This is a genomic window from Pseudomonas sp. QTF5 (assembly GCF_000512695.2).
Classification (GTDB): domain Bacteria; phylum Pseudomonadota; class Gammaproteobacteria; order Pseudomonadales; family Pseudomonadaceae; genus Aquipseudomonas.
In genome coordinates this window covers 1-19,515 of record NZ_AZRW02000056.1, presented here as the reverse complement: position 1 = coordinate 19,515, position 19,515 = coordinate 1, and the positions used below count along the sequence as shown (strand labels likewise).

The window sequence follows — 19,515 nt, the reverse complement described above, 5'->3', positions numbered from 1 at the left end:
CCCAAGGTTGGTCCTCCGAGACTAAAGCGCGGAACTAGCCGACGAATGACGACATCAATTTTACAAAGATTGCCCGCATGCAAATCGCTACACTGCGCAGGTGGCGCGTGCCGGACGCATGTGCAGGTCAATAAACAGCTGGATGCGGGAGAGATGCGTGCTCAAGAAACTGGGAATTAAAGGCCGCGTGCTGTTGCTGACCCTGTTGCCGACCACCCTGATGGCGCTGGTTCTGGGCGGCTATTTCACCTGGTTGCAGCAATCGGACCTGCAATCCCAACTCATGCAGCGCGGCGAAATGATTGCCGAACAGTTGGCGCCGCTGGTAGCCCCGGCGATGGGTCGCAAAGACGACGAGCTGCTGGAACGCATCGCCACCCAGTTCCTGGAACAAACCGACGTGCGCGCGGTGACTTTCCTCGCCGCCGACCGCACACCACTGGCCCACGCCGGCCCGACCATGCTCAATCAGGCTCCTTTGGGCAACGGTTCACAGCTGTTGCGCCGCAGTGGCAATGACGCCACGCGTTACCTGCTGCCGGTGTTCGGCAAGCACCGCAACCTGGCCGGCGACCCGATCCCCGATGAAGCCGACCGTCTATTGGGTTGGGTCGAACTCGAGCTGTCCCACAACGGCATGTTGCTTCGCGGTTACCGCAGCCTGTTCGCCAGCCTGCTGCTGATCGGCGGGGGGTTGGCCGGTGCAGCGCTATTGGCGTTGCGCATGGGCCGGACCATCAACCGGCCGTTGAGCCAGATCAAACAAGCCGTGGCGCAGCTCAAGGACGGTCATCTGGAAACCCGTCTGCCGCCCCTCGGCAGCCAAGAGCTGGATGAACTGGCGTCCGGCATCAACCGCATGGCCGGAACCCTGCAGAACGCTCAGGAAGAACTGCAAAACAGCGTCGACCAGGCCACCGAAGACGTGCGTCAGAACCTGGAAACCATCGAAATCCAGAACATCGAGCTGGACCTGGCGCGCAAGGAAGCCCTGGAGGCGAGCCGGATCAAATCCGAGTTCCTGGCCAACATGAGCCATGAAATCCGCACGCCGCTCAACGGCATTCTCGGCTTCACGCATCTGTTGCAAAAAAGCGAATTGACCCCGCGCCAGCTCGACTACCTGGGCACCATTGAAAAATCCGCCGACAGCTTGCTGGGGATCATCAACGAGATTCTCGACTTCTCGAAAATCGAGGCCGGCAAACTGGTGCTCGACCATATTCCGTTCAACCTGCGCGACCTGCTGCAAGATACTTTGAACATCCTCGCTCCGGCCGCTCACGCCAAAGAACTTGAGCTGGTGAGCCTGGTTTATCGCGATACGCCACTGTCGCTGGTGGGCGATCCGCTGCGACTCAAGCAGATCCTTACCAACCTTGTGAGCAATGCGATCAAGTTCACCCGCGAAGGCACTATCGTTGCCCGGGCCATGCTCGAAGAAGAGCATGAAGACAGCGTGCAACTGCGCATCAGCATTCAGGACACCGGCATCGGTCTGTCGAATCAGGACGTGCGCGCCTTGTTCCAGGCTTTCAGCCAAGCCGATAACTCGCTGTCCCGGCAACCTGGCGGCACCGGCCTGGGGCTGGTAATTTCCAAACGCCTGATCGAACAGATGGGCGGCGAGATCGGCGTCGACAGCACACCGGGCGAAGGCTCGGAATTCTGGATCAGCCTGAGCCTGCCCAAAACCCGCGACGACGCCGAAGACTTGCCCGGCCCACCGCTGCTCGGGCATCGGGTGGCGGTTCTGGAAAACCATGAGCTGGCCCGTCAGGCATTGCAGCATCAACTGGAAGACTGCGGCCTGGCCGTCACGCCGTTCAATACCCTGGAAAGCCTGGCCAATGGTGTGACCGGTGCCCATCAGACCGATCAGGCAATCGGTCTGGCAGTGCTCGGCATCACCAGCAACGACATGCCGCCGGAGCGCCTCAATCAACATATCTGGGACCTTGAACACCTGGGCTGCCGAGTGTTGGTGCTGTGCCCGACCACCGAGCTGACGTTGTTCCACCTCTCGGTGCCCAACCCCCACAGCCAGCTGCAGTCCAAACCGGCCTGCACCCGCAAGCTGCGTCGGGCCCTGTCCGATATGGTCAACCCGCGCCAGCAGCGCAGCGACCCCGGCGAGCCCCTTTCCAGCCGCGCGCCGAAGGTCCTTTGCGTCGACGACAACCCGGCCAATCTGCTGCTGGTGCAAACCCTGCTCGAAGACATGGGCGCCAAGGTGCTCGCGGTGGAAAGCGGTTACGCCGCGGTCAAGGCCGTGCAGAACGAGACCTTCGACCTGGTGCTGATGGACGTGCAGATGCCCGGCATGGATGGCCGCCAGAGCACCGAAGCCATTCGCCAGTGGGAAAGCGAGCGACATTGCACACCACTGCCGATCGTCGCCCTTACCGCCCACGCGATGGCCAACGAAAAACGCGCGTTGCTGCAAAGCGGCATGGACGACTACCTGACCAAACCCATCAGCGAACGGCAACTGGCGCAGGTGGTGTTGAAATGGAGCGGCCTGGCGTTGCGTAATCTGGGGCCGGAGCGCTCCAGCGAAAGCAACAGCAGCCATGAGTTGCAGGTGCTCGATCACGAAGAAGGCCTGCGCCTGGCGGCCGGCAAGGCCGATCTGGCGGCAGACATGCTGGCAATGCTGCTGGCCTCCCTGGAGGCCGACCGCGAGGCCATCCGCGTCGCCCGTGAAGCCAACGACCAGAATGCCCTGATCGAGCGAGTCCATCGCCTGCATGGAGCGACCCGTTATTGCGGCGTCCCGCAACTGCGCGCCGCCTGCCAGCGCAGTGAAACCCTGCTCAAGCAACAGGACCCCAAAGCCTCCGGCGCGCTGGAAGAACTCGAACGCGCCATCAATCGCCTGGCGGCCCATGCGCGTGTCAATGCCTGATCCAGCGCAATAACGCTGGGCGCCTTGAAGGCTAAGCTCATCGCATTCCGGCTTGAGACTTCCAGGAGGACAGCATGCGCACGATTCTTTTCAGCAGCCAGACCTACGACCGCGACAGTTTTCTGAGCGCAGACCTGCCCGCCGGCATTGAGCTGCACTTTCAGTCGGCGCGACTGAGCCTCGACACGGTGGCGCTGGCGGAGCATCACGAAGTGGTCTGTGCCTTCATCAATGATGACCTCAGCGCTCCGGTACTCGAACGTCTGGCCGCGGGCGGCACACGCTTGATTGCCCTGCGCTCGGCCGGTTACAACCATGTCGATCTGGCGGTGGCCAAGCGCCTGGGGCTGGCGATTGTGCGGGTCCCGGCCTACTCGCCTCACGCGGTGGCCGAACATGCGGTGGCGCTGATTCTGGCGCTTAACCGCCGCCTGCACCGTGCCTACAACCGTACTCGCGAGGGGGATTTCAGCCTGCACGGGCTGACCGGTTTCGATCTGGTGGGCAAGACCGTCGGCGTCGTCGGCACCGGGCAGATCGGCGCGACCTTCGCGAAAATCATGAACGGCTTCGGCTGCCGGTTGCTGGCCTGTGATCCTTATCCGAACCCGCAGGTCGAAGCGCTCGGCGCGCGTTACCTCAGCTTGCCGCAACTGCTGGCCGAGTCGCAGATTATCAGCCTGCATTGCCCGCTCAACGAACAGAACAAACATTTGATCAACAGCGAGTCACTGGCGCACATGCAGCCCGGCGCCATGTTGATCAACACCGGGCGCGGCGGTCTGGTGGACACGCCGGCGCTGATCGATGCGCTGAAGGACGGCCAATTGGGCTATCTGGGGCTGGACGTTTATGAAGAGGAGGCGCAGCTGTTCTTCGAGGATCGCTCCGACCTGCCACTGCAGGACGATGTGCTGGCGCGCCTGCTGACCTTTCCGAATGTCATCATTACTGCGCACCAGGCCTTTCTCACCCGCGAAGCCCTAGGCGCGATTGCCACGACCACCCTGCAGAACATCGCGGCCTGGGCGGCCGGTTCGCCACGCAATCAGGTCGAGGGCAGTTGAACCAGATCGAAGGTCACATGCCCACACCATGCTGCGTTCATGCCCGTGCTAGCATATCGCGCATATTTGGAGGACCCATGGTCGAACACGATTTCCGCTACAGCCTGATGAACCCGCAACACACCCTCACCGAATGCCGCGCCCTCGTGCCGGGGCGTTATCAAGTCACCGGCAACGGCGGCTCGATTCGTAATAGCGACGTGCTGGTAGTGACCCTTAAAGGCAGCAAGGACTTGTCCATGCGCCTGACCGTCGAAACGGTTCGCCATCTGATCAACCCGCCGGGCCAATGGGTCGCGGTGGCCAGTGGTCCGGTGTTCGGCGAACTGGCGATCCACACCTGGAAAGTCAACTGCGACAGCTGCGCCAAAGAGCTGAGCTTTGAGTTCGCGGTCGACGCCAAGCTGGGCAACAAAGCCGAAAAACCGGCTGCCACTGCACGGATCGCCGAGCTGGGCTGGGCCACAGTCGGTGACAAGCACCAGTGCAAGAAGTGCCAGGAGCCTGCGTGATGAAACGCCTTGCTCTGACCGCCATGGCTGGCGCCAGTCTGTTGGGCTGCGCCGCCGAACCGGTGCAATTGCAACAAAACCGCAGCTACATTCTGGAATGGATCGGCGAGCGTCCGCTGATGGACTACAGCCATCTGACCATCACCCTCGATGAAGACGGTCGGGCGTATGGCAATGGCGGCTGCAACCACTGGTTCGCGCCGTATGCCCTGGAAGGCGACAAGCTGAGCTTCGGCAAGATCGGCAGCACCCGCAAAATGTGTGCGCCGGCGTTGATGGAGCAGGAAAAACGCTTCCTGCAGGCGCTGGAAAACGTCCAGCGCTGGGACGTCTCGCCGATCGACCAGATGCGCTTCTGGCCCGCGCAAGGCAAACCACTGCGTTGGTGGCTTGAAGAGGGTTGATCCTCTCACACCGATCGTTCCCACGCAGAGCGTGGGAATGATCAGCACAACTCAATTCCTGGCCTGCAACGCCTCAAGCTTCGCCATCACCCCCGCCGCCGTCTGCTCCCCCATCAACTGTTCCCGTACCTTGCCCTTGTTATCGATGATGTAAGTCACCGGCAGCGCTTCACTGCGTGGCAATTCGAAAAGGTCGGCCGGGTCCTGGGCCAACACGGTGAATTTGATTCCCAGTTTCTCGCTGGCGCTTTTCAGCTCTTCGCCCTGCACATTGTCGAAGTTGACCCCGAACACACCGATCTTCTTGCCTTTGAGCTGCTCAGCCAGCACGTTCAACTCCGGGATCTCGGTACGGCACGGGCCGCACCATTCGGCCCAGTAATTGAGCACCAGCCATTGTTTGTCCAGACGTTCGGCGGCGACTTTATGGCCATTTTGGTCGGTGCCATAGTCGTTGCCGCAGCCCCCCAACAATAACGCCCCCATGATCGCCAATGCCGCTGCCAGTCGCCTTGTCATGTCTCGATCCTTGTCAAAAATGGAATGCACCTGCGACCCATCGCCTCCCAAGGTTCTGGATTACGCGCCGCACAGTTAGAATAGCCGCCACCTTACGCAAGATGCGACCCGCACATGACCGATCTGACGCTTTATCACAACCCGCGCTGCTCGAAATCCCGCGGTGCGCTCGAGCTGCTCGAAGCCCGTGGCGTGGCCCCGACCGTGGTCCGCTACCTGGAAACCCCGCTCGACGCCGCGCAAATCCAGAGCCTGCTGAGCAAGCTCGGCATCAGCGCCCGACAATTACTGCGCACCGGCGAGGACGAATACAAAACCCTCAATCTGGCCGACAGCAGCCTGAGCGAGGCGCAATTGATCGCCGCCATCGCCGCGCACCCCAAACTTATGGAGCGCCCGATTCTCGAAGTCGGCGACAAAGCCATCATCGGCCGTCCGCCGGAGAATGTGCTGGAGTTGCTGCCGTGAGTGCGCCGTACATTCTGGTTCTGTATTACAGCCGCAGCGGCTCGACCAATGAAATGGCCCGGCAGATTGCCCGTGGTGTCGAGCAGGCCGGCCTGGAAGCCCGATTGCGCACAGTGCCGGCGATCTCCAGTGAATGCGAAGCCGTGTCGCCGGACATTCCCGATGAAGGCACGCTGTACGCCAGCCTCGACGACTTGAAGAACTGCGCCGGCCTGGCCCTCGGCAGCCCGACCCGGTTCGGCAACATGGCAGCACCGTTGAAGTACTTTCTCGATGGCACCAGCAATCTGTGGCTGACCGGTGCTCTGGTGGGCAAACCGGCCGGGGTCTTCACCTCCACCGCGAGCCTGCACGGCGGCCAGGAAACTACGCTGCTGTCGATGATGTTGCCGTTGCTGCACCACGGCATGCTGATCACCGGCCTGCCCTACAGTGAATCGGCGCTGCTGGAAACCCGTGGCGGCGGCACGCCGTACGGCGCCAGCCATCATGCCGGTGCCGATGGCAAAAGTGGCTTGAATGAACACGAAGTTGCGCTGTGCCGCGCCTTAGGCCTGCGGCTGGCGAAGACTGCGCAAAAGTTGGTGAGCTGATATGGCTAAAAAGCCGAAGATTCTGCCTTCCATCGAATGGCTCGAACCACGAGTACGGGCGATGCGCGTCATCAGCCTGCTGTGCTTTTTCGGTCTGGTGGGACTGCTCTGCGTCTACTATCTGGTATTCGCCGACCTGCATGGTGCGCGGCCGTGGGTGATTCTGCTGATCGAACTGGTGCCGCTATTGTTGATGGCGCCGGGGATGATCATCGGCAGCCCCCGCGGGCATTCGTGGATGTGTTTTGTGGTGAACCTGTATTTCATGAAGGGCGCATTGGCCGCGTATGACCCGAACCGTCAGCTGTTCGGTTTACTGGAGATGGGCGCGAGCCTGGCGGTGTTCTGCTCGGCAATGTTGTATGTGCGGTGGCGGTTTCAGTTGAATCGCAAGTTGGCGGGTGAAGGCGAGATTTCTGCTGCCTGATCTGACGCCTTCGCGAGCAAGCCCGCCCCCACATTATTTGACCGCATTCCAACTGACAGAACTCGGTTTAATGTGGGAGCGGGCTTGCTCGCGAAGGGAGCGACTCGGTCTCAATGATTCACTGTGTACGCCAGCATCATCGAAATCTGGCTCATCGGCCGCCCACCGCTCTCTTCGTGCCACTGGTTGAACGCATTCTGCACCGTGGCCATGTCCCGCAGGCTGGTCGGCACCTTGTCGACGATCTTCTGCGCACTCAGCGCTGCCACCACGTCGTAGCTCGGCACAAAGGTGTCCTTGCCGACCATCCGCAAGAATCGCGGGGCCGATAACCCGCCCAACTGATGCCCGTGTTTTTTCAGGTAAGTCCACAAGCCGACGATATCGGTCACCGGCCATTCGGCGATCAAGGCGCCGAAGCTACCCTTCTCATGAGCCACGTCCAGAATGAACTGCGCATTGCGCGGCACACTCTTGAGCTTGCCCAGGTGGCGGATGATCCGCGCGTCCTGCATCAAGCGCTCCAGATGTTCGGCGCTCATCAGCACGACTTTTTCCGGGTCGAACTTGAAGAACACTTCTTCGAACGCCGGCCATTTTGCGTCCACCAGGCTGTGCTTGAGCCCGGCGCGAAATACCCGCAACGCCATGGTCGAGAGGTAGCGGTCGTCACTGATCTTGCGCAATTGCGCCGGGGTCTTGGGAACGGGCAGATGGGCTTCCAGTTCAGCCGCCGAACCGAAGCGGTTCAAGCAGTACTCGTTCAGCCACTTGTAATCGCGCATGCCCTCTCCTGAGGATTGAAATGAAAACGGCGCCTGCGAGCGATAAAACCTGTGGGAGTGGGCTTGCTCGCGAAAGCGGTGAGCCATTCAACATGAATGTCAGCTGACACTACGCATTCGCGAGCAAGCCCGCTCCCACATATTGCTCAGAGGTTTACTACGTTGACGAACCGCGATGCGGCGGTTTCATCGATGCGCAGATGGGTGAAGTCGAACAGGTTGCGGTCCGCCAGTTGCGACGGGATCACGTTCTGCAAGCTGCGGAAAATGCTTTCGGTACGGCCCGGGGTCTTGCGTTCCCAGTCCTGCAGCATCTCTTTAACCACTTGGCGTTGCAGGTTTTCCTGGGAGCCGCAGAGGTTGCACGGGATGATCGGGAATTGCTTGAGGTCCGAGTAAGCCTGAATGTCTTTTTCGTTGCAGTAGGCCAGTGGGCGGATCACCACGTTGCGACCATCGTCGGCGCGCAGCTTCGGCGGCATGGCCTTGAGTGAACCATTGAAGAACATGTTCAGGAAGAACGTCTCGACGATGTCGTCGCGGTGGTGACCGAGGGCCATTTTGGTCGCGCCGATTTCATCGGCAAACGTGTAGAGCGTGCCGCGACGCAGGCGCGAGCACAGCGAGCAGGTGGTCTTGCCTTCCGGGATCAGCTCCTTGACCACCGAGTAAGTATCTTTCTCGACGATGTGGTACTCGATGCCCAGTTCTTTAAGGTAAGCCGGCAGCACGTGCTCGGGAAAGCCTGGCTGCTTCTGGTCCATGTTCACGGCCACGATCTCGAACTTGATCGGGGCGACCTTCTGCAAATGCATCAGCACATCGAGCATGGTGTAGCTGTCCTTGCCACCGGACAGGCAGACCATGACCTTGTCGCCGTCTTCAATCATGTTGAAATCGGCGACAGCCTCACCGGCCTGACGGCGAAGGCGCTTTTGCAGTTTGTTCTGGTTGACCGTAAGAGTGCCCATGACGCGAAATCCGTGAGGTGTGACGAAAGGCCGGCATTTTACGCAAAAACCCTTTCGGGGCGAAGCCTGCACTTTATATGACTTGAGCATACCNTAAATCGGCAAATAAATTTATCTTTAAAATCAATGAGATAAATTTTGTTCTATAAGAGCTTGCTCCCGCCGGCCGATCCGCGCCCGGGCGCAGCAGTCGCAAAACCTGCCGCCGCAGGTTTGGCTGGCACAACAGGGGTGGATGTCTTGGGGCCGCTTCGCGCCCAGCGGAAGTAAGCTCCCTCGCCACAGGCTGCATTCGGCACAGACCCGGCGGCGATTAACAAGATTGTTTACAGCGCGATTTGCTCTAAAGCCCTCGCACTATTACCGGTAACTCCTTTCTATACTGCGGCATAAGGTCGCACACGTATTCAGACCTGTACTTACCTGGCCACTTTGGCCCGTAAGCGCTCCGCTGGGGGGCGATGGCAACAACAAGAGGAGTGACTGGCATGATCCATCACGTAGTGGGGCTCTTCACCCACCCTGACCAGGAATGGAAAGAAATCCGTGGCGACCAGGAGGAAAGCATCAGCCACATGTACCTCACGCACACCCTGATTCTGGCGGCGATCCCTGCCGTGTCGGCGTTTATCGGCACCACACAGGTCGGCTGGGTCATTGGTAATCGAGCGCCAGTAATGCTGACCATGGAAAGCGCGCTGTGGATGACCATCATGTCGTACCTGGCGATGCTCGGTGGTGTTGCGGTGATGGGGGCTTTCATCCACTGGATGGCCCGCACCTATGACGCCAACCCGAGCCTGGCGCGCTGTGTCGCGTTCGCCACGTACACCGCGACTCCACTGTTCATCGGCGGTCTGGCGGCGCTGTACCCGCACATGTGGTTGGGAATGATCGTCGGCACCGCAGCCATCTGCTACACGGTGTACCTGCTGTATGTGGGCCTGCCAACGTTCATGAACATTCCGTCGGACGAGGGATTCCTGTTTTCAAGCTCGGTGCTCGCCGTAGGACTGGTGGTGCTGGTGGCGATCATGGCGTTCACCGTAATTGTCTGGGGACTCGGCGTGGGGCCGGTCTATACCAATTAGCAACACACCAACCAAAAACAAGATCTGCCAACACAGGCCGCCGCAAGGCGGCCTTCTAACTTCTTCAGGATAGAGAGCGGCGATGACCATTCGGCGCCTCGGCGATTCGCAAGTCCCGAGGGTTGCGGCATACTCGACGTCTCTGGAGATCCATCAAGCATGCCCGAGCAACTCAATACCCGCGTCGAAGACTGTTTCCAACAAGCCGAATCCTTTTTCAAACGACCTTTCAAACGCCCCGTGGTGAGCCTCAAGCTGCGCGGGCAAAAAGCCGGTGTCGCGCATTTGCACGAGAACCTGCTGCGCTTCAATCCGCAGTTGTACCGGGAAAACACCGAAGACTTCCTCAAGCAGACCGTGGCGCATGAAGTCGCGCACCTGATCGCCCATCAACTGTTCGGCGACCGCATTCAGCCTCACGGCGAAGAGTGGCAACTGATCATGCGCGGTGTTTACGAACTGCCGCCCAACCGCTGCCACACCTACGACGTCAAACGCCGCAGCGTGACCCGCTACATCTACAGATGCCCGTGCCCCGATAGCGATTTCCCGTTTTCGGCGCAGCGTCATGGTTTGGTGAGACAGGGACGGAGGTATTTATGTCGGCGGTGCAGGAGCACATTGGTGTTTAGTGGGGAGATGCGGGTCGAATAGCGGGATTTGTGGTGTTTGGGCCGGCCCCTTCGCGAGCAAGCCCGCTCCCACATTTAATCTTCGCCATGGCACACATCCAATGTGGGAGCGGGCTTGCTCGCGAAGGCGTCCTTACAGGCACTACACAACCACCCTGGCACGGCGCAATTCCGCGATCCGCTCAATACTAAACCCCAATTCCCCCAACACCTGATCCGTATGCTCACCCAGCCCCGCCCCGATATGCCGCGGTTCAGGCAATCCATCTGAAAACCTCAACGGGCAAGCCATCTGCGCCTGAGTCGTCCCATCGCCCCTCGGCACCTCAACCACTAATTCCCGTGCCTTCAACTGCGGATGCCGCACCGCTTCGCCCAGGCTCAACACCGGCTCGACGCACGCATCGACCCCGGCAAACAGTTCACACAACTCGGCAAAGTCGTATTTTTCGAATTCAACTTTCAACGCCTCCTTGAGCGCCTGTTGCCGGGCCGGTTCGGGTGACAGCCCCTGGCCCGCCAGTTCCGGCCGGCCCAGCGCCGTGCAGAGTTGCTGCATGAACACCGGCTCCAGACTGCCCACTGAAAACCAGCGCCCATCGCGCGAACGGTAGTAATCGTAGAAGCTGCCCCCGTTGAGCATCTGCTCTTCCCTCCCCGGCTCCACGCCACAGGCCAGGTACCCGGCACCGGCCATGGCATTCAGGCTGAAGGCGCAGTCGGTCATGCTCACATCCAGATGCTGCCCTTGCCCGGTCTGCTGCCGCGCGATCACCGCCGCCAGCAGGCCGATCACCCCGTGCAGCGAGCCACCGGCGACATCCGCTACCTGCATGCCCAACGGCAACGGACCGCCATCGACACGACCGGTGTAGCTCGCCAGCCCCGCCAGCGCCAGGTAGTTGATGTCGTGGCCGGCGCGATCCTTGTAGGGGCCGGTCTGGCCATAACCGGTGATCGACACATAAATCAGCTTCGGATTGATCGCCTTCAAGGCTTCATACCCCAAACCGAGCCGATCCATCACGCCGGGACGAAACTGCTCCAGCACGATGTCGTAGTCCTGCAGCAATTGCTTGATCACCTCCAGCGCCTCGGGCTGCTTGAGGTCCAGGGCCAGGCTGCGCTTGTTGCGATTGAGGTACGCGTGGCTGGCCGACACGCCTTGATCATGCGGCGGCAAAACTCGCAGCAGGTCCATGCGGGTCGGCGATTCGATGCGCAGCACCTCGGCGCCCATGTCTGCCAGCAGCAACGAGGCGAACGGCCCCGGCAGCAGTGTCGAGAAATCCAGAACCTTGAGTGATGCCAGTGGACCGAGCATAAGTGTTCTCCAGTGCGATCCCCCAAGCCTAGGCAGCCGAGGACATTGCAGCAATCACCTTATGTGTCAGTGGCGGTGACCGTTGCGCTCAAATTGCAGGCATGAAAAAACCCGCCGAAGCGGGTTTTTCATGCAGCCAGAGTACTTACTTGACGCTGACCGGGGTTGGGCCTTCAGCCACACCCAGGTCGTCTACTTCACGCTCGTCGGAGATACCGCGACCGCCGGAAGCCAGCTCGACTTGCAGCTTGTCTTCGTCCAGCTCTTTCACCCACTTGGCGACCACGATGGTGGCCACGGCGTTACCAACAAGGTTGGTCAGCGCACGGGCTTCGGACATGAAGCGGTCGATACCGAGGATCAGCGCCAGACCGGCAACCGGCAGGGAGCCAACGGCGGACAGAGTGGCAGCCAACACGATGAAGCCACTACCGGTCACACCGGCGGCGCCCTTGGAGGACAACAGCAGCACCAGCAGCAAGGTGATCTGGGCAGTGAGGTCCATTGGGGTGTCAGTCGCCTGAGCGATGAACACAGCCGCCATGGTCAGGTAGATCGACGTACCGTCGAGGTTGAACGAGTAGCCCGTCGGGATCACCAGACCCACAACGGATTTCTGCGCACCCAGGCGTTCCATCTTGATCAGCATGCGTGGCAGCGCGGATTCCGAAGAGGAAGTGCCCAGCACGATCAACAGTTCTTCACGGATGTAGCGAATCAGTTTGATGACGCTGAAACCGTGTGCGCGGCAGATCGCGCCCAGAACCAGAACCACGAACAGGATGCAGGTGATGTAGAAGCAAATCATCAGCTGACCGAGTTGCACCAGCGAACCGACACCGTAGGCACCGATGGTGAAGGCCATCGCACCGAACGCGCCGACTGGAGCGAGCTTCATGATCATGTTGATGATGTTGAACATCACGTGAGCAAAGCGATCGATGAAGTCCAGCACCGGTTTGCCGTAGGCACCCAGGCGATGCAGGGCGAAACCGAAGATCACCGAGAACATCAGCACTTGCAGGATGTCGCCGTTGGCGAAGGCGCCGACGATGGTGTTCGGGATTACGTTGAGGACAAAGGCAATGATGCTCTGGTCTTTACCGGCCGAGATGAAGCCAGCGATTTTGCTGGTGTCCAGGGTCGTCACGTCGATGTGCATGCCGGCGCCCGGTTGCACAACGTTGACCACGACCAGACCGATCAGCAAGGCAAGGGTGGAGACGATTTCGAAGTACAGCAGCGCATAGCCGCCGGTCTTGCCGACCGATTTCATGTTCTGCATGCCGGCGATGCCGCTGACAACGGTACAGAAGATGATCGGTGCGATGACCATTTTGATCAGTTTGATGAACCCGTCACCCAGCGGCTTGAGGGCTACACCGGTCTGCGGGTAGAAGTGACCGAGCAGGATGCCGATAGCGATGGCAACGATCACCTGGAAGTACAGGGATTTATACAGTGGCTGACGAGTCGTCATTGCAAAGTTCCTCAAGAGTGCCCCAGTAACAACATCCAACTGTTGTCCCTGACACCTCATTTGCGAACCCTCCTGCACTGGAGGGATTTGTTTTGTCGAGCTGCGCGATAGCAGACCTCTGCGGCTTGTATCGCAAGCCCCGTGCCACCTTCGAAAAAAAACCTGCCAACCTTGTGACATCAAGGGTTACAGGTTTTTTTTGGTCACCAAGCTGTTACAACGATGTGGCGGATTTCCGCCCACCAGCCAAACCTCGTCCTGCAATCTGGCGGATATCCGCCTTGTTCATCCTCGACGCGCACCGCTACCATCCATCGCTCAGTAGACGGACCTGCCTCCTATGCGCGAACGCACCATCGCCAGCCATTTCGCCCGCGCCGCCCTCGGTGGCGCGCGTCGGCGTGGCTACGACTATTCGAGTCTGTTGCAGCAACTGGGGATCAGCCCCGAGTTGCTTGAGGAGCCGCGCGCCCGAATCGCGCCCGAGCAGTTCGCACGATTGATCCAGGGGCTGTGGCTGGCCCTGGACGACGAATACCTGGGCTTCGGGCAGGCCCCGAGCAAACCCGGCAGCTTCGCGATGATGTGCCACGCGGTGATCCACTGCCGCACGCTGGAGAAAGCGCTCAATCGCGGCTTATTGTTTTACAGCCTGTTCCCCGGTGCGCCGCGTCTGACGTTGAGCCGCGAAGGCGACATGGTTCGCTTGGGCCTGGACGATTCGCCGCTGTGGGACCCGGACCACTTCCTCAGCGAAAGCCTGTTGGTGATCTGGCATCGGTTCGGCAGTTGGCTGATCGGCCAGCGCATTCGTCTGGAGCAAGCCACGTTCAGCTACCCGAGGCCCGAACACGGGGCCGAATACGACTTGCTGTTTTCTTGCCCGCTGAGCTTTTCCACCATAAAGAGCACGACGGCGCAAAGCAGTCTGCTATTTCACAGTCGCTACCTGAACATGCCGCTGTTGCAGGACGAACGAACCCTCAAGCACTTTCTCGAGCGCTCCCCCGCCGACCTGCTATCGCGCCCCGACGAAGGCGACAGCCTGAGCAGCCAGTTGCGGCGCTTGCTCAGCCGCGACAGTGCGCGCTGGCCGGATCTGGAAGCGGTGGCCGCGCACCTGCACATCAGCCCGCAAACCTTGCGTCGGCATTTGCGCGAAGAAGGGACGAGTTTTCAGGAGTTGAAAGACCAGTTGCGGCGGGACATTGCGATTTATCATCTGGGGCGTGCGGATTTGTCTTTGCAACAGATTGCCGAGCAACTGGGGTTTTCCGAGCCGTCGGCGTTTCACCGGGCGTTCAAGAAGTGGACGGGGTTGACGCCTGGCGCTTACCGCGCTCAGGAGAGTTGAGTTCTAGCGCTGTTTTTTTGGTGTATTCACTGACCCCTTCGCGAGCAAGCCCGCTCCCACAGGGGATCTGCTGCGAACACATTATTTGTGAACGCCGCCAATCAAATGTGGGAGCGGGCTTGCTCGCGAAGAGGCCCGAGAGAACACCCTTCACCTCCCGGTCACACCACCGGAAAATGAATCCGGAACGCCGCCCCGCCCATCGGCGAATCCCCCAATGTCAGCTTGGCGCTGTAGCTTTCGATGATGTCCTTGACCACCGCCAACCCGATCCCCTGCCCCGGATGCTGGCGATCCAGCCGTTCGCCCCGCTGCAGAATCCGCGCACGCTGATCCGGTGGCACGCCCGGCCCGTCGTCTTCAACGCAGAGTTCAATCCCGCTGAGGGTTTCACGCACACTGATGCGCACTTCGCTCAGGCACAGGCGATAAGCGTTTTCCAGCAGGTTGCCCATCATTTCCAGCAAGGCACCTTGCTCGATCGGCACGTAACACTGCTCCGGCAGGTCGAAAGCGACCCGCACGCGTTTGTCGCGGTAGACCTTGTCCAGTGTGTCGCAGAGGCTTTTCAGCACCGGGCGCAAGCGTACCTGATGGCGTACCAGACCGCTTTTGCGCAGGCTCGCACGTTGCAGCTGATAGCCGATTTGCTGGCTCATGCGTTCGATCTGGGTTTGCAGCACCCAGGCCTGATCGCGCTCTTGCGGCTTTTGCGCCATGTCCTCGCTGACCCCTTGCAACACCGTCAGCGGGGTTTTCAGGCTGTGGGCCAGATCGTCGAGGGAGTCACGATAACGGCTGCGCTGCTCACGCTCGCTGTGCAGCAAACGGTTGAGCGAGCCGGTCAGGCGCAGCAGCTCCCGAGGATGTTCTTCACTCAAGCTTTCACGCGTGCCACCCTCGATCTGGTCCAGCTCCTGGCTCAGTCGACGCAACGCCTGCAAACCCCAGGTCAGGCCGATCCACAGCAAGGCGAGCAACACCAGCAAGGCTGCGCCGAAACCCAGATAGAGGTTTTCCCGCAGGCCTTCGAGGGTGATTTCGTATTCACGCACCGGTTGCAGCGCGACGATGCTGAACGCCGCACTTTTGCCGCCCAGCAGTTTGACCTCGACGTCATAGACGAAGAATTCTTCCCCGTTGGCTTCGCGAATTCTCGCGAACTCATTACCGCGCCCGTCGTAACGCGGTTTGTAGTTGATTTTCTCTTCCTGGGTAGCCTTCGAGCGCCAGACCAGATGAGCTTCGCGGTCATAGATATAGCCAAGCAATCGGCTGTCGGTGAGGTTGAAGCGCTCATCGGGCAACTGCGCCGGCATCTGCAGGCTGTTGTTATCCACCCGCGCGGCGGAGATCAGCGTGGTGACGTCCGACGCCAGGCGCTGCTCGATGGAATCCTGCAACGCCAGGCTGAACGCGCCCTGCATCGCCGGCAGCAACGCCAGCATGAACAACACCGCCAGGATCGTGGCGGCGAGCATCAATCGGACACGAAGGGAACGAATCAAGTACAGCGCTCGTTAAACAGGTAGCCGAGGCCACGCACGGTATCGATCGGTTTGAAGCCGGCCGGGCCTTCGAGTTTGCGGCGCAAGCGGCCGACCAGCACTTCGATCACATTCGGATCGCGCTCGTCGTCATCCGGGTAGAGCTGCTCCATCAAGCGGTCCTTGGCCACCACTTGCTGGTGATGCCGCATCAGGTACTCGAGGATCCGGTATTCGTAGGCGGTCAGCGCCAACGGTTGTTCATCGAGGGACGCCTGTTTGCGGTTGAGGTCCAGCAGCAAAGGCCCGGCGACGATGGTCGACTGGGTGAAACCGCTGGAGCGGCGCAGCAAGGCATTCAGGCGGGCGTCCAGCTCTTCGAACTGGAACGGCTTGACCACGTAGTCGTCGGCACCGGCGGCGAGGCCTTCGACCTTGTCCTGCCAGTTGCCGCGCGCGGTAAGGATCAGAATCGGAAAGGTCTTGCCCTGGGAACGCAACTGACGAATCAGGTCGAGCCCGCCCATGCCCGGCAGACCGAGGTCGATCACCGCCAGGTCATGGTTGAACTGCCCGGCCTGATACAGCGCCTCCTCGGCGTTGGCCACGGACTCGACCACGTGGCCGCTATCCGTCAGACGGGTTTGCAGGTGATGGCGCAACAGCGCTTCATCTTCGACGACCAGCAATTTCATAACGCTCTCCTGGGCAAATCCAACATCTCCAAAGGCATAACGCGTCCAAAGGCACGCAAACCGGGCGACGCCGGTCAATCAAGCCGCGGAACATGTGGGAGCGGGCTTGCTCGCGAAGACGGTGGCACAGTCAACATTGATGTCGCCTGACACACCGCTTTCGCGAGCAAGTCGAATCGTCGCACCGCCGCTCCCACAGGGATTGCGTTTAACCAACTGGCCTCAGCACATACCCTCGCGAAACGCTTTTTAGAAAGCGTAGTTGGCGGACAGGTAGGTCTGGGCGCTGCTGGTCAAATCCAGCGAACCCTGTTTGCTGCCGCCGCGCTCGCTCATCTCGGTGCTGGCGTTGCTGCGCAGGTAACGGTAACCCAGCTCGACCGAGGTATTTTGCGAAACTTGCTGCAATACACCGACCTGGCCGCCAATGGCGTAACCGATGTCGCTGTCGCGGCTGAAGCCTGGCGAGTCCTGAGTCAGTTTGGTCAAACCGGCGGTAGCACCGCCGAACAATTTGGTGCTGCCACCCACCGGGTAGAACAGATCGTAGCTGCCCAGCAGGTTTTCCTGACGCAGTTTAATGCCATTGTGCGAGCCCGACACGTTGTCATAAGTGGCGTAGTAGCGGCCTTTGCTGTCTTGCTGGCCCAGACGCACGCCCCAGGTGTTGTCCTTGCCGATCACACCATCGGCGTTCGGGTGGTCGAGGTTGTCGTTCAGAGCGCTGGATTTTTTAACCTTGTCGCTGGTCTGGCCAAAGGTCAGGCCGGCGAAATTGGTGGTATCGGCGTGGGCCGCAATACTGGCGCCCATCATGGTGAAAGCCAGAAACAGTTTTTTAAAAGTAGTCATTGGGGAGTTTCCTCATGCGCTATGTGCTTTTTGGGTACGGGGCAAGGTTACTGCCCCCTCCCTGTACTGCCCCTGAACGCACTCTGAACCTGAGCTGAATCACATCGACTACGCTGTTCAGACAACTCTTAATAAGGAGGTTTGATCATGCGTATGTTCCTCGCCCTCGTATTACTGGCTCTGAGTGGGGTCAGCCAGGCCGCCATCCAGACCCAGGAAATTCCCTACCAGAGTGCCGACGGCACCAAGCTGATCGGCTATTACGCCTACGACGACGCCATCAAAGGCCCGCGCCCGGGCGTGGTGGTGGTGCATGAGTGGTGGGGCCTCAACGACTACGCCAAGCGCCGCGCCCGTGATCTGGCCGGTCTGGGCTACAGCGCGCTGGCGATCGACATGTTTGGCGACGGCAAGACCACCGAACACGCCAAGGACGCCATGGCCTTCATGCAAGCAGCATTGAAGGACAGCGCAGCGGCCAGTGCGAGGTTTCAGGCCGGGCTCGATTTGCTGAAGAAACAACCACAGACCGATCCGGACAAACTGGCAGCCATCGGTTATTGCTTCGGCGGCAAGGTGGTGCTGGATGCGGCGCGTCAAGGCGTGCCGCTGGCAGGCGTGGTGAGCTTCCACGGTGCACTGGTGACCAATACGCCGGCGACGCCTGGCAGTGTGAAGTCGAAAATCCTGGTGGAGCATGGCGCTCTGGACAGCATGGTCACGGCGGAAAACGTGACGGCATTCAAAGCGGAAATGGACAAGGCCAAGGCCGACTACAAGTTTGTCACCCTCGAAGGCGCCAAGCATGGGTTCAGCAATCCTGAGGCGGATCGTCTGAGCCATGGCGACCACGGCGGGCCGGACATTGGTTACAGCAAGACCGCGGATGAAAAGTCTTGGGCGGACATGCAGGCGTTCTTCAAGAAAATATTTAGCTGACACAATGATCGTTCCCACGGTCCCCGTGGGAATGCAGCCCGGGACGCTCCGCGTCCCTTCGACGGTGTGACGCAGAGCGTCACTGGATGCGTTCCCACGCAGAGCGTGGGAACGATCACCTTGGGACTACCCAGCCTCAAGGCAACCCGGCAAAATGCCCGTCATGAATCCCGTCCCCGCCCTACCCGTCTGCTGCACCCCACTCGACGCCCATTGGCCGCTGCCGTTTGTGCTGCCTGATACGGTCTTGTTGGGTACCCACTTCGATACCAGGCAACTGGCCAGCGATGATTTCCAGCGCAGCGCCATCGAGCCGCCTGCGAGCATCCAGCGTTCGGTGGCCAAGCGCCAGGCCGAGTTTCTCGCCGGGCGGGTCTGCGCTCGGGCGGCATTGCAACAACTGGAAGGGCTGAGTTTCATCCCGGCCATCGGCGAAGACCGCGCACCGGTGTGGCCGGCGCATATCACCGGCTCGATCACCCACAGCACCGGTCGGGCTGCGGCGATTGTCGCGAATAAGGCGCACTGGCGCGGCCTGGGAATGGACCTGGAAAACCTGCTCGACGCGGAGCGCGCCGAACGCCTGGCCGGGGAAATTCTCACCGGGCCTGAGTTGCAGCGCATGGCTGCCGGGGCTGGCGATCAATTGGCAATGCTGGTGACGCTGACGTTTTCGGTGAAGGAAAGCCTGTTCAAGGCGCTCTACCCGATCGTGCAGAAGCGCTTCTATTTCGAACACGCCGAAGTGCTGGAGTGGAGCGAGGGTGGTGAAGTGCGGTTGCGGTTGCTGACTGACCTGTCCAGTGAATGGCGTAGCGGCATTGAGCTGGATGCGCAGTTTGCAGTGATGGATGGGCAGTTGTTGAGTCTGGTCAGTATCAAGGCTTGAGGGGTTTCAGCGCCTGTCAGGGCCTCTTCGCGAGCAAGCCCGCTCCCACATTGGATCTCCAGTGGGCACACAATGTGTGAACAACACAATCCAATGTGGGAGCGGGCTTGATCTGGCC

At 60.2% G+C, this 19,515-nt stretch carries 20 protein-coding genes; 12 read left to right on the top strand and 8 right to left on the bottom strand.

Going from position 1 to position 19,515, the window contains the following annotated elements; translation table 11 throughout:
* Positions 1-157 precede the first annotated feature (157 nt).
* The 4 genes from IC37_RS27285 to IC37_RS27270 all read left to right on the top strand — a co-directional run bounded on the left by IC37_RS27285 (position 158) and on the right by IC37_RS27270 (position 4,891).
* Positions 158-2,908, top strand: coding sequence for a response regulator (locus IC37_RS27285; protein WP_030131091.1), 2,751 nt, complete (start codon positions 158-160; stop codon positions 2,906-2,908).
* A 74-nt stretch (positions 2,909-2,982) separates the two neighbouring features.
* Positions 2,983-3,975, top strand: coding sequence for a 2-hydroxyacid dehydrogenase (locus tag IC37_RS27280; RefSeq protein WP_030131092.1), 993 nt, complete (start codon positions 2,983-2,985; stop codon positions 3,973-3,975).
* A gap of 77 nt (positions 3,976-4,052) precedes the next feature.
* Positions 4,053-4,487 (top strand): hypothetical protein, encoded by a 435-nt coding sequence (locus tag IC37_RS27275; RefSeq protein WP_030131093.1) that lies wholly within the window; start codon positions 4,053-4,055, stop codon positions 4,485-4,487.
* Positions 4,487-4,891, top strand: coding sequence for an META domain-containing protein (locus IC37_RS27270; protein ID WP_030131094.1), 405 nt, complete (start codon positions 4,487-4,489; stop codon positions 4,889-4,891). The genes IC37_RS27275 and IC37_RS27270 overlap by 1 nt, the downstream gene beginning before the upstream one ends.
* Before the next feature lie 51 nt (positions 4,892-4,942).
* Here IC37_RS27270 and IC37_RS27265 read toward each other — a convergent pair whose 3' ends face one another.
* Entirely contained in the window at positions 4,943-5,410 is a 468-nt protein-coding gene (locus IC37_RS27265) for a TlpA disulfide reductase family protein (protein WP_030131095.1), read from the bottom strand.
* Positions 5,411-5,524: 114 nt separating this feature from the next.
* On the opposite strand from IC37_RS27265, the gene arsC reads away from it, so the two are divergent.
* Genes arsC through IC37_RS27250 form a run of 3 tightly spaced genes read left to right on the top strand, consistent with a single transcriptional unit; the run spans position 5,525 to position 6,898 of the window.
* Complete coding sequence (gene arsC, locus IC37_RS27260) at positions 5,525-5,878, top strand: arsenate reductase (glutaredoxin) (protein ID WP_030131096.1); 354 nt, start codon at positions 5,525-5,527, stop codon at positions 5,876-5,878.
* Complete coding sequence (wrbA, locus tag IC37_RS27255) at positions 5,875-6,471, top strand: NAD(P)H:quinone oxidoreductase (RefSeq protein WP_030131097.1); 597 nt, start codon at positions 5,875-5,877, stop codon at positions 6,469-6,471. The genes arsC and wrbA overlap by 4 nt, the downstream gene beginning before the upstream one ends.
* A 1-nt stretch (position 6,472) precedes the next feature.
* A complete protein-coding gene (locus tag IC37_RS27250; RefSeq protein WP_030131098.1) occupies positions 6,473-6,898 on the top strand; it encodes a DUF2069 domain-containing protein in 426 nt (141 codons plus the stop codon).
* Between the two features lie 110 nt (positions 6,899-7,008).
* On the opposite strand, the gene IC37_RS27245 is transcribed toward IC37_RS27250, so the two are convergent.
* Together IC37_RS27245 and ttcA are read right to left on the bottom strand one after the other, a co-directional pair.
* On the bottom strand, positions 7,009-7,683 hold the full coding sequence (locus IC37_RS27245) for a DNA-3-methyladenine glycosylase I (protein WP_007899094.1): 675 nt from the start codon (positions 7,681-7,683) through the stop codon (positions 7,009-7,011).
* Positions 7,684-7,829: 146 nt separating this feature from the next.
* Entirely contained in the window at positions 7,830-8,654 is an 825-nt protein-coding gene (gene ttcA / locus IC37_RS27240; RefSeq protein WP_030131099.1) for a tRNA 2-thiocytidine(32) synthetase TtcA, read from the bottom strand.
* Positions 8,655-9,142: 488 nt separating this feature from the next.
* On the opposite strand from ttcA, the gene IC37_RS27235 reads away from it, so the two are divergent.
* Both IC37_RS27235 and IC37_RS27230 read left to right on the top strand, forming a co-directional pair.
* A complete protein-coding gene (locus tag IC37_RS27235) occupies positions 9,143-9,745 on the top strand; it encodes a Yip1 family protein (protein ID WP_030131100.1) in 603 nt (200 codons plus the stop codon).
* A 159-nt stretch (positions 9,746-9,904) separates the two neighbouring features.
* The gene (locus IC37_RS27230; RefSeq protein ID WP_030131101.1) at positions 9,905-10,399 is read left to right on the top strand and encodes a SprT family zinc-dependent metalloprotease; all 495 of its coding nucleotides are present in this window, start codon (positions 9,905-9,907) and stop codon (positions 10,397-10,399) included.
* A 120-nt stretch (positions 10,400-10,519) separates the two neighbouring features.
* Here the strand turns inward: IC37_RS27230 and IC37_RS27225 are convergent, their stop codons facing one another.
* Together IC37_RS27225 and IC37_RS27220 are read right to left on the bottom strand one after the other, a co-directional pair.
* Entirely contained in the window at positions 10,520-11,701 is a 1,182-nt protein-coding gene (locus tag IC37_RS27225) for a CaiB/BaiF CoA-transferase family protein (protein WP_030131102.1), read from the bottom strand.
* A 145-nt stretch (positions 11,702-11,846) separates the two neighbouring features.
* Positions 11,847-13,181, bottom strand: a complete 1,335-nt coding sequence (locus IC37_RS27220; protein ID WP_030131103.1) for a dicarboxylate/amino acid:cation symporter — start codon at positions 13,179-13,181, stop codon at positions 11,847-11,849.
* Between the two features lie 340 nt (positions 13,182-13,521).
* Between IC37_RS27220 and IC37_RS27215 the strand changes: the two genes are divergently transcribed.
* A complete protein-coding gene (locus IC37_RS27215; RefSeq protein WP_030131104.1) occupies positions 13,522-14,535 on the top strand; it encodes an AraC family transcriptional regulator in 1,014 nt (337 codons plus the stop codon).
* Positions 14,536-14,696: 161 nt separating this feature from the next.
* On the opposite strand, the gene IC37_RS27210 is transcribed toward IC37_RS27215, so the two are convergent.
* From IC37_RS27210 to IC37_RS27200, 3 genes are all read right to left on the bottom strand, one after another.
* The gene (locus IC37_RS27210) at positions 14,697-16,043 is read right to left on the bottom strand and encodes an ATP-binding protein (protein WP_030131105.1); all 1,347 of its coding nucleotides are present in this window, start codon (positions 16,041-16,043) and stop codon (positions 14,697-14,699) included.
* Complete coding sequence (locus IC37_RS27205) at positions 16,040-16,717, bottom strand: response regulator (protein WP_030131106.1); 678 nt, start codon at positions 16,715-16,717, stop codon at positions 16,040-16,042. Before IC37_RS27205 ends, IC37_RS27210 begins: the two co-directional genes overlap by 4 nt.
* A 249-nt stretch (positions 16,718-16,966) precedes the next feature.
* The gene (locus tag IC37_RS27200; protein WP_030131107.1) at positions 16,967-17,569 is read right to left on the bottom strand and encodes a membrane protein; all 603 of its coding nucleotides are present in this window, start codon (positions 17,567-17,569) and stop codon (positions 16,967-16,969) included.
* A gap of 147 nt (positions 17,570-17,716) precedes the next feature.
* On the opposite strand from IC37_RS27200, the gene IC37_RS27195 reads away from it, so the two are divergent.
* Together IC37_RS27195 and IC37_RS27190 are read left to right on the top strand one after the other, a co-directional pair.
* On the top strand, positions 17,717-18,508 hold the full coding sequence (locus tag IC37_RS27195; protein WP_030131108.1) for a dienelactone hydrolase family protein: 792 nt from the start codon (positions 17,717-17,719) through the stop codon (positions 18,506-18,508).
* Between the two features lie 163 nt (positions 18,509-18,671).
* Entirely contained in the window at positions 18,672-19,397 is a 726-nt protein-coding gene (locus tag IC37_RS27190) for a 4'-phosphopantetheinyl transferase (protein ID WP_218244354.1), read from the top strand.
* Positions 19,398-19,515: the final 118 nt, after the last annotated feature.